Origin of the sequence: Muriicola sp. (assembly GCF_041567615.1) — a bacterium.
GTDB lineage: Bacteria > Bacteroidota > Bacteroidia > Flavobacteriales > Flavobacteriaceae > Muriicola.
Genome location: NZ_JBFGBM010000108.1, coordinates 1 through 9,143, shown reverse-complemented (window position 1 = coordinate 9,143; position 9,143 = coordinate 1). Strand labels below are relative to the sequence as shown.

The window sequence follows — 9,143 nt, the reverse complement described above, 5'->3', positions numbered from 1 at the left end:
GACAATGTCTTCGACGGGAATTACTGGAGCGAATACACAGGATACGACCTGGATAAAGACGGGGTAGGGGACGTGCCTTACCGCCCGGTGAAACTGTTTTCCTATATTGTGAACCGAACGCCTGAGACCATCATATTACTGCGCAGCCTTTTTATGGACATTATCGATTTTTCTGAGAAAGTATCCCCTATTTTCACCCCTGACAACCTGATAGATGCAAACCCCATAATGAGAAGACATTGATGATCAGTGTAGAAAACCTCTATAAGAAATTCGGCAAGAACCAGGTGCTGGACGGACTCGACCTCCGTATCGGAAAAGGCGGGATCATCGCTGTCCTGGGACCGAACGGGTCGGGCAAGACTACCCTGATCAAGTGCATATTGGGCATGGTCATCCCCGACAAGGGCTCCATAGAGGTCATGAATACCCTGATCAGGAGATCCTGGAAGTACCGGTCGGAGATCAACTACATGCCTCAGATTGCCGACTTCCCCGGGAATGTGAGGGTCAGGGAACTCTTTGATATGATCAGGGACCTCAGGCAGAGGCCCGACAGACAGCAGGAACTCGTGGAGCTTTTTGGCCTCGGGCCCCATATGCAAAAAAGACTTTCCACCCTTTCAGGCGGGACCAAGCAAAAGGTAAACATCGTCCTGTCCTTTATGTTCGACTGCCCCCTGCTCATCCTGGATGAACCTACCACAGGACTGGATCCGGCTGCTTTGATACGGCTGAAGAAATTGATCCGGGAAGAACACTCCCGGGGGAAGACCATCCTGATCACTTCTCATATTATGGAATTCGTCGCTGAAATAGCGGATGAGGTCATATATCTCCTGGAGGGCCGGATCTATTTTCAGGGTAGTGTAGAGGAATTGAAAAAGAAGACAAAACAGAAGAATCTGGAACACGCCATCGCGGCCATAACAGCAACCACAGCCGATGTTTAAAATCCTGAAATACAGTTTTTACGATCTGATGCGAAGCCGGTGGAGCTATGTTTACTTCATGTTCTACTTGTTGCTGGGGTTCGTGCTTCTTTTTTTGAACAACGATGTTTCCAAGGCAGTGATCACGCTGATGAATATCATCATCGTCCTGGTACCCCTGATCGGGACTATTTTTGGGATTATGTACTGTTATAACTCAAAGGAGTTCACCGAGCTCCTCCTGGCTCAGCCCATACCCCGCAGATCCATTTTCCTAGGACAGTATCTGGGAGTGGCTTCCTCCCTCACCTTCAGCCTCGTCATAGGGTTGGGGGTCCCTTTTGCGATCTATGGCTTGTTTAAGAGTGAAGCCATATTCGATTTTTCGCTTCTTCTGGTTACCGGTGCCTTCCTGACCATGATCTTTACTGCCCTGGCCTTTAATATTGCCATCTCCAATGAGAACAGGATCAAGGGCTTTGGCTATGCCGTCCTTCTCTGGCTGTTCATGGCAGTGATCTATGACGGCCTGTTCCTGATCTCCCTCATCCTTTTTGAAGAATATCCCCTCGACAACGTTTCCCTGGTGGCTACCTTGCTGAATCCGGTAGACCTGTCCAGGACGCTTATCCTCCTCAAACTCGATATCTCTGCTCTGCTGGGGTATACCGGAGCGGTATTCAAACAATTTTTTGGGACGAACACAGGCCTGATCATCTCCTTACTTATGCTGCTCTTGTGGACGATTCTGCCCGTTTTTCGGATGGTCTTTGTGGCTGAGAAAAAGGACTTTTAAAAAACAAGGGGAGCGATAAAATCCCGGTAATAACCCCGGGAGGGATGCTTCCTGGTTTTCCAGACCTTCTTTTTTCCCGATCTCCGGACGAGTTCCAGGATGAACTCCTGACGGGCCACATAAGGATTATTCTTACCCCAGGCAATCAACACGGTGTCTGCTTCCTCTATGGCCTCCCGGAGATGCCGGTCGTTTTCCTGTCCAATATCCTCGGGATCGCCCAAAAAATTTTTGGTCTGGACCTTCCCGAACTGGTTTACGATACTGCAACGGTGGACCTCCTCGAATTGGGGCAACCCCTTTTCAAAAATCAACTTTTCCAGGAATTGCACTGATTTATCGGCCACTTCTTCATTTGCTATACTCGGGTTTTGCATAACCACACAAACCGTTTTGGCAGGACTACGAGTTGTGTCGGTGAGGTTCAGGAGGTACCTGTATCTCATGCACTCTGAGAATACAGCCTGTACGGCTATATTTGGGAGGTGACGGTATACCATTATTCCGCCGGGATAGAATGCAGGGTTTCTTTCTTCTTCCTTTCCCCCAGCCACCAGCTTGGAGATACTGGTTTTTTCACCAGGTGGAAGCGTTTGATGGCATAGAGCCTGATGTGTTCTACGAGATCGGGCACGGAATCTGTCACGAAAAGGAGCTTCATGTCTTCCGGGCTGATACTTTCGTTCTCTGCCATTACCCGAATGTGCTGGCAAAGTTCTTTGTGGTATTCAGACCCAAAGATGACCACGGGGAAATTCTGGATCATTTTGGTCTGTATCAGGGTGAGGGATTCGAACAATTCGTCCAGGGTCCCCATCCCCCCGGGCATCACTACAAAGGCGTAAGAATATTTCAACAGGAGGAACTTGCGGACAAAGAAATACCGGATATCGATCCAGCGATGCAGGAACCTGTTGGGTTTCTGTTCAAAAGGGAGGATGATATTGCACCCCACGGAATATCCTCCGGCCTCGTAGGCTCCCTTGTTAGCCGCTTCCATGATCCCGGGTCCGCCACCCGTCATGACCGTAAATCCCAGCTTGGCCATCTCTGCCCCGATCTCTTCTGCTTTCTTGTAATAGGGGTTATCGGCATCAAAACGAGCGGACCCAAAAACAGTCACACATGGGCCGATAAAGTGCATCTTGCGAAACCCTTTTATAAAACTCCACTGTACCCTGAAGGTGAACATAAGCTCCCTGAAACGGGATAAAGGACCTTCCAGGAATGCTGATTCAGAGGCTTGCAGGCGGTATTTATCTCGGTCATCTTTCATTTCAGCAAGGCATGAGAGGTATTTTAAGCAATATTCAGAGCGATATTTACCATATCTCCGAAACTGTGTTCCCTGTCTTCCGGGGAGGTGACTTTGCCGGTTACCAGGGAGTCTGAAATTGTCAGGACAGAAAGAGCCTTTACGCCCTGCCTGGCAGCAATTGTGTACAGCCCGGCTGTCTCCATCTCCACACACAGTACTCCATAGGCCGCCCATCGCTTGTATTCATCCATATCATCTTCGTAATACAGGTCGTGTGTAAGTATATTTCCGGCTTTGATGGGTATTTTTTCCGATCTGGCGAATTCAACGGCCTTCTGAAAGAGTTCGAAATTGGCAGTTGGTGCGAAATGGGCAGAAGGAAAACGTTGGTCATTGATAGATGAAGTAGTGGATGCAGACATAGCGAGGATCACATCCCGGAGACCGATGTCTTTCTGGAAACTTCCCGCAGTCCCCACCCGGATAAGCGTTTTAGCGTTATAGTTCGCGATCAGCTCGTGGTAATAGATCAAAGCCGATGGAACGCCCATTCCGCTTCCCTGTACGGAAATACGCTTCCCCTTGAAATGCCCCGTAAACCCCAGCATGCCCCTCACCTGGTTGTAACATTTGGCATCCTCCAGGAAAGTTTCGGCTATCCATTTGGCCCGGAGGGGATCTCCGGGTAATAATACCGTTTCGGCTATATCCCCTTTGCGGGCATTGATATGTGTACCCATAATTCTTTTATTACACTTTCATCATTTGTACTCCCGAGGACGTTCCTATTCTGGTAGCCCCGGCCTTGATATATGTTAGAGCGATCTCCCTGTCCCTGATACCTCCTGAGGCTTTGATCCCTGCTCTGTTCCCAACAGCTTCTTTCATGATGCGAACTGCTTCCAGGGTGGCGCCTCCGGGACCAAACCCGGTTGAGGTTTTTACAAAATCCGCCCTTCCCCTGAGGGCGAGGTCACAGGCCTGCCGGATCTCTTCTTCCGAAAGGTAACATATTTCCAGGATGACCTTGAGGATGGATGATCCCATAAGTTCCTTGATCTGCCGGATCTCCTCAGCGATCTCCTCCTGCATCCCGGATTTCAGCCAGCCTACATTCATGACCATATCGATCTCCTCGGCACCTTGTTCCAGGCAATAGCGTACTTCACTCAGCTTGGCCAGGGTCGCCATGGCGCCCAGGGGAAAGCCAATGACAGCGGCCAGTTTTACGCCGGAATCACGGAGGTGCTCTCTTGCCAGAGACAGGTAACAGCTATTGACACAGACGGCAAAAAATCCATTCGCCTTGGCCTCATCGCAGAGTTCAGCGATCTCTTTTGCGGTGGCAGTGGATTTTAACAGGGTATGGTCGATGTACGTATTCAAAGGTTGCATCTCTATGCTTTTAGTCGCGTTCAAACCTGTCATACGCCGCCCTGGACAATTCTTCCTGATGGTCAGGGTGGGCTATGGAGATCAGGGCCTTAGCCCTTTGATGGAGGTTCTTGCCGAACAAATTAACTACCCCGTATTCCGTAGCCACATAATGCACGTGGGCACGGGTGGTGGTAACCCCTGCTCCATTTTTCAACAAGGGAACGATCTTGGAGGCTCCGTACTTGGTCTGGGAGGTTAAAGCAAATATGGGTTTACCGCCGTTGGAAAGGGACGCTGCCCGGATAAAATCCATCTGGCCTCCCACTCCGGAGATCTGTTTGGTCCCCACTGAGTCTGCACAGATCTGTCCGGTGAGGTCTATTTCCACGGCGCTGTTGATAGCCGTTACTTTGGGGTTCTGCAGGATGACGTTGGTGTCATTGGTATAGGCAGCTTCCTTGAAATTCACGATGGGGTTGTCATCCACAAAATCGTAGAGTTTTTGGGAACCCGCCGCGAAACAAGTGACGATCCTGCCCGATTTCAATGTCTTTTCCTCTCCCGTGATCACCCCTCTCTCCACGAGGGGCAACAGGCCATCAGAGAACATCTCGGTATGAATCCCCAGCCTCTTGTGATTGTCCAGGTTGGTCAGGACTGCATTGGGGATATTGCCTATGCCCAATTGAAGCGTGGCGCCATCATCAATGAGTTCCGCTACGTGCTTACCAATTTTGTGTTCGATATCCGAAATAGCTCCCATGGGATGCACATGCAGGGGTTTGTCTATCTCTATGGCGGCATCGATCGCACTCCGGTGGATGATCCCATCTCCATGGGTCCTAGGTACCCGGGGATTTATCTGAGCGATAACGAGTTTGGCGGTCTGAATGGCCGGCAGGGTCACGTCTACAGAAACACCCAGGGAACAATACCCGTGCCTGTCCGGAGGCGAGACCTGAATAAGAGCCACATCCAGTGGAAGTATATTTCTTCTGAAAAGCAGGTGGATCTCACTGAGGAAAATGGGAACATAATCTCCTTTATTGGTATTGACGGCCTTCCTCACATTCCCGCCGACAAAACAACTATTGATCCTGAAAGCCTTGTTGTAAGGCGGAGTGGCGTAGAGCACATCGCCTTCCGTGTGGATGGAAATGATCTCGACATCCGACAATTCCTGATACCGTTCACAGACAGCATTCATCAGGGTATTTGGGGTCATGGCTGCTCCCTGAAGGAACACCCTGTCTCCCGATTTGACCATGGCAGCAGCCTCGGTCTTGGAAACTATTTTCATAGGGTAAGTTAAAATTAATTACAGTATAGGGTTATTATCAATTGGCTACATTAGGGTTGATGACACTCCATTTGGGCCGTGACCTGGGGCGATGCCGGTTTGGGTGAAACATACGGTATGCCCAGCCCCATGCCTCTTAAGATAAACAGGATGCCCAGTACAGCCACGAAGATAGGAATAAGTCTGCGGATCCTGGCCCGGACTGCAGGTTGAAGAATTCCGCCAATATAGGCGGCAGAACTCATCAGCGGGATGGTGCCGAGACCGAACAAGGCCATATACGAAGCCCCAAGGATTGGGGAACTCATGGCGATGGAAGCGAATACGGCCATATAGACGAGTCCGCAGGGTAAAAAGCCGTTCAACACTCCTATGGTTAGATAGGTATCGGCCGTTCTTTTTTTCAACGCATCCCCAAGACCGGATTTGAGTTTGCTAACCCACCGGTATACAGGGCGGGAAATCTCAAAACGCCGGGCAAACTTCTTAGGGATCACCAGAGCCAGAAGGATCAGAATCCCAACCGCGATGGATAGGTTCTGCTGTACTCCAAAGAGGTAGAGCCCCTTGCCGAAGTATCCGAAAATAAGCCCCATCAGGCTGTAAGAGAAGATCCTGCCGGCGTGGTACAGGAAGAGCTGCCCGAACATCCTCGGCCTGCTATCCCGATCCAGTGGAAGCATAAAGGCAATAGGGCCGCACATCCCCACACAGTGCAGGCTTCCCAGTAACCCTAATAGAAATGCCGTATAGATCATCACCCTATATCAATAGGTAAAACTCTTCCTTAAAAGATAGGTTTCTCCTTCATAGGTCCACCTTACATCCATGTCCCAGCGACCATCCAACAAACGTTTGTCAGGTATGAGCAAATTTGGTTTGGATACACTTATGGGTAAGTCGAAATCCAAGTGTTTATTGGACGGTCTGTACAGGGACACTTTACCTTCTATCTTTTCAGGGGACATATTTACCGGGAAATGGATGAGCATGCCGGCTTCAGTCTTTTCCACCCGGGGTGGATAGGAAAGGGCCTTTGCTTTTTTCATCGCATCGATATCCTGCTGGAATACCAGTTCTTTTTTGTAGTAGTCTTCCGTCACCAGGTCGTGATTAGACCTGTCGTCCAGGCTCATCCTGACCACAAAGAAGAGGATAAACCCGATAAACCCCACAAAAGCCAGTACGATACCCGTTCCCCAATTCAGTTTCATAATCTCTTTTTTACTTATTCAATACAATGAGTTCAATAATAATTCCTTGGGCCCAGAAAACGCGTTGTGGCAGTTTCCAGCAGGGTTTCCCCGCTGAACACCCCAATACTCAACTTATCCTTATCCGTTTCCAGATCTCCCGTGTTGATTTCTATAAACAATGTGCCTTCCGTCAGCTGCTCTGCAGGGACCTCGAAATTCCTGTGAGTGACCACCTCGATCTTACCGGGGTGGGAGAGCAGTTTAAAGCTGACATCCTCCACATCCCGCGTCGTCTTATTGATGAGTTTGAAGGTGTACACATTGCTGATGATATTCCCTTCCTTTCGTTCGTACAACTGACCGGGCAGACGCAAAATCGTGGCTTCCAGATCGTTCCTGAGGAAGAGCATCCCGACCAGCACCCCGATGAGTACTACAAGCACTGCGGAATAGCCCATCATCCTCGGCGTAAAGGAGAACTTCGCTTTCTTTTCTATATTATCCTCGCTGGCGTACCGGATCAGCCCTTTGGGCAGGTTCACCTTTTCCATGATTTCATCGCAAGCGTCCATACAGGCCGTACAATTCACGCATTCGAGCTGTGTGCCGTTGCGGATGTCTATCCCTGTAGGACAAACGTGTACGCATTGGAAACAGTCGATGCAATCCCCATATCCGAGGGCTTCGCGGTCCTCTCCTTTCCTGAATTTCTTCCTTCCCTTTTCCGCTTCTCCCCTTTTGTGGTCATAGGCCACTACGACGGACTTGTTATCGAGCAAAACGCCCTGTAAACGCCCATAGGGACAGGCAATGATACAGACCTGTTCCCTGAACCAGGCAAACACAAAGTAGAATACTCCCGTAAAGATCAGGAGGGACGCCAGGGTGCTAAGGTGGTTCACAGGCCCTTCAGTGATATAACGGATCAGGGTATCGCTACTGATGAGGTAGGCCAGAAACACATTGGCGATCAGAAAGGAGATAAGAAAGAAGATACTCCATTTCAACACCCTCTTCCGGATCTTATTCCCATCCCAGGGTTGCCTGTCAAGTCGCATCTGGGCGCCCCTGTCCCCGTCTATCCAGTACTCTATCCGCCTGAAGACCATTTCCATAAAAATGGTCTGGGGACACATCCACCCGCAGAAGATCCTGCCAAAGGCTACAGTGAACAGAGCCACGAAGATCACCCCCGCAATCATGGAGATGACAAATAAGTGAAAATCCTGGGGCCAGAAAGGGTAGCTAAAGATGTTAAACCGCCTTTCCAGCACGTTGAACATCAGGAACTGGTTACCGTTGATCTTTATAAATGGAGCCCCAAAAAGGAATACCAGTAGCACATAACTGACGTATTTCCGATACTCATAGAACCTTCCTGCGGGCTTTTTTGGAAACACCCAGGCACGCTTGCCTTCTTCATTGATGGTCCCTATGGAATCCCGGAAATGTTCATTGTCAGCCACAAGTTCAGCCCTTTATTCTCTTATTCGTTCATGACCACATCGGTAGAATCCGAGGGGGTCTCTTCCTGCGGACTCGCCTCTTTCGGGGCGTTTTCATCTATCCAGATCTCACCTTCGGGAGCCTTGGGATTAGCAGGTGTGGTACCCTGGAAAGTGAGCAGATAGCTGGCTACCTGGGCCATTTCGGCGGGTTTAAGCGATTGTTTCCAGGCGACCATACCTTTTCCATCCCTTCCTCCTTCGGAGATGGTCCTGAAGACATTCTTGATGCCTCCTCCGAGGATCCAGTATTCATCGGTGAGGTTGGGGCCTATGCCTCCGCCTCCGTCCGCCATATGGCACACGACGCAGTTGGTTTCGAAAATAGCCCGGCCAGCACTCAGGTCGGATGCATCCGTCAGGAGGGTTACCGTGTTGACGTCTACCAGATCCTTGGCGGTCTTACGGTATTCTTCAATAGCGGCCTGTGCCGATGCGACTTCCATTTCGTATTCCTGGTCCTGGGTGTAGTCATTGAACACGTGGAAGCGTGCCAGGTAGATCACCCCGAACAGGATCGTAGCATAAAAGAGGTACACCCACCAGGGTGGGAGTTTGTTGTCTAATTCCTTGATCCCGTCATAGTTGTGATCCAGGATGATCTCTCCTTCTTCCTCTATGGGTCTTGTTCCGAGGAGTTTTTTGTACATCTTTTTTCCCCATGCCCAGGACCAGGAACGGGTCCTGGCATTGAGGTAGCGCTCTTTGGCGTCATCCGGAAGGGTCTGGAAAAGCACATTTTCTACCGATTTCACGATGAGTTCAATGGCGATCAGGAT

Annotated in this window: 11 protein-coding genes and 1 pseudogene; 3 read left to right on the top strand and 9 right to left on the bottom strand. The window is 50.0% G+C overall.

Annotated features, from left to right (window positions below; all coding sequences use genetic code 11):
* From ABYP73_RS08580 to ABYP73_RS08570, 3 genes and pseudogenes are all read left to right on the top strand, one after another.
* A pseudogene (locus tag ABYP73_RS08580) lies at positions 1–243 on the top strand (nitrous oxide reductase family maturation protein NosD); the annotation flags it as partial.
* Complete coding sequence (locus ABYP73_RS08575) at positions 243–953, top strand: ABC transporter ATP-binding protein (RefSeq protein ID WP_372944598.1); 711 nt, start codon at positions 243–245, stop codon at positions 951–953. The pseudogene ABYP73_RS08580 and the gene ABYP73_RS08575, both read left to right, overlap by 1 nt.
* Positions 946–1,728, top strand: coding sequence for an ABC transporter permease (locus ABYP73_RS08570; protein WP_372944599.1), 783 nt, complete (start codon positions 946–948; stop codon positions 1,726–1,728). The genes ABYP73_RS08575 and ABYP73_RS08570 overlap by 8 nt, the downstream gene beginning before the upstream one ends.
* On the opposite strand, the gene ABYP73_RS08565 is transcribed toward ABYP73_RS08570, so the two are convergent.
* From ABYP73_RS08565 to ABYP73_RS08525, 9 genes are all read right to left on the bottom strand, one after another.
* On the bottom strand, positions 1,725–2,174 hold the full coding sequence (locus ABYP73_RS08565) for a DUF1643 domain-containing protein (protein WP_372944600.1): 450 nt from the start codon (positions 2,172–2,174) through the stop codon (positions 1,725–1,727). The two genes, ABYP73_RS08570 and ABYP73_RS08565, sit on opposite strands and share 4 nt — an antisense overlap.
* A 53-nt stretch (positions 2,175–2,227) precedes the next feature.
* The gene (locus ABYP73_RS08560; RefSeq protein WP_372974043.1) at positions 2,228–3,004 is read right to left on the bottom strand and encodes a TIGR00730 family Rossman fold protein; all 777 of its coding nucleotides are present in this window, start codon (positions 3,002–3,004) and stop codon (positions 2,228–2,230) included.
* 23 nt (positions 3,005–3,027) lie between these two features.
* Positions 3,028–3,726 carry a purine-nucleoside phosphorylase gene (gene deoD / locus ABYP73_RS08555; RefSeq protein ID WP_372944602.1) on the bottom strand — a complete coding sequence of 233 codons (699 nt, stop codon included), beginning with the start codon at positions 3,724–3,726 and terminating at the stop codon, positions 3,028–3,030.
* 10 nt (positions 3,727–3,736) lie between these two features.
* Positions 3,737–4,381, bottom strand: a complete 645-nt coding sequence (gene deoC, locus ABYP73_RS08550) for a deoxyribose-phosphate aldolase (protein WP_372944603.1) — start codon at positions 4,379–4,381, stop codon at positions 3,737–3,739.
* Between the two features lie 10 nt (positions 4,382–4,391).
* Positions 4,392–5,663 carry an acetyl-CoA hydrolase/transferase family protein gene (locus tag ABYP73_RS08545; RefSeq protein ID WP_372974042.1) on the bottom strand — a complete coding sequence of 424 codons (1,272 nt, stop codon included), beginning with the start codon at positions 5,661–5,663 and terminating at the stop codon, positions 4,392–4,394.
* 50 nt (positions 5,664–5,713) lie between these two features.
* Positions 5,714–6,421 carry a sulfite exporter TauE/SafE family protein gene (locus tag ABYP73_RS08540; protein ID WP_372944610.1) on the bottom strand — a complete coding sequence of 236 codons (708 nt, stop codon included), beginning with the start codon at positions 6,419–6,421 and terminating at the stop codon, positions 5,714–5,716.
* Positions 6,422–6,430: 9 nt separating this feature from the next.
* A complete protein-coding gene (locus ABYP73_RS08535) occupies positions 6,431–6,877 on the bottom strand; it encodes a FixH family protein (RefSeq protein WP_372944605.1) in 447 nt (148 codons plus the stop codon).
* Between the two features lie 32 nt (positions 6,878–6,909).
* A complete protein-coding gene (gene ccoG, locus ABYP73_RS08530) occupies positions 6,910–8,325 on the bottom strand; it encodes a cytochrome c oxidase accessory protein CcoG (RefSeq protein WP_372944606.1) in 1,416 nt (471 codons plus the stop codon).
* Between the two features lie 20 nt (positions 8,326–8,345).
* The coding region (locus ABYP73_RS08525) for a cbb3-type cytochrome c oxidase N-terminal domain-containing protein (RefSeq protein ID WP_372974041.1) at positions 8,346–9,143 on the bottom strand (798 nt) is incomplete at its 5' end.

Bases quoted from the DNA above. Each gene is read 5' to 3' on its own strand.
- ABYP73_RS08545 (WP_372974042.1), bottom strand. From the start codon at position 5,663: ATGAAAATAGTTTCCAAGACCGAGGCTGCTGCCATGGTCAAATCGGGA.
- ABYP73_RS08565 (WP_372944600.1), bottom strand. From the start codon at position 2,174: ATGAGATACAGGTACCTCCTGAACCTCACCGACACAACTCGTAGTCCT.
- ABYP73_RS08560 (WP_372974043.1), bottom strand. From the start codon at position 3,004: ATGAAAGATGACCGAGATAAATACCGCCTGCAAGCCTCTGAATCAGCA.
- deoC (WP_372944603.1), bottom strand. From the start codon at position 4,381: ATGCAACCTTTGAATACGTACATCGACCATACCCTGTTAAAATCCACT.
- ABYP73_RS08570 (WP_372944599.1), top strand. From the start codon at position 946: ATGTTTAAAATCCTGAAATACAGTTTTTACGATCTGATGCGAAGCCGG.
- ABYP73_RS08575 (WP_372944598.1), top strand. From the start codon at position 243: ATGATCAGTGTAGAAAACCTCTATAAGAAATTCGGCAAGAACCAGGTG.
- deoD (WP_372944602.1), bottom strand. From the start codon at position 3,726: ATGGGTACACATATCAATGCCCGCAAAGGGGATATAGCCGAAACGGTA.
- ABYP73_RS08540 (WP_372944610.1), bottom strand. From the start codon at position 6,421: ATGATCTATACGGCATTTCTATTAGGGTTACTGGGAAGCCTGCACTGT.
- ABYP73_RS08535 (WP_372944605.1), bottom strand. From the start codon at position 6,877: ATGAAACTGAATTGGGGAACGGGTATCGTACTGGCTTTTGTGGGGTTT.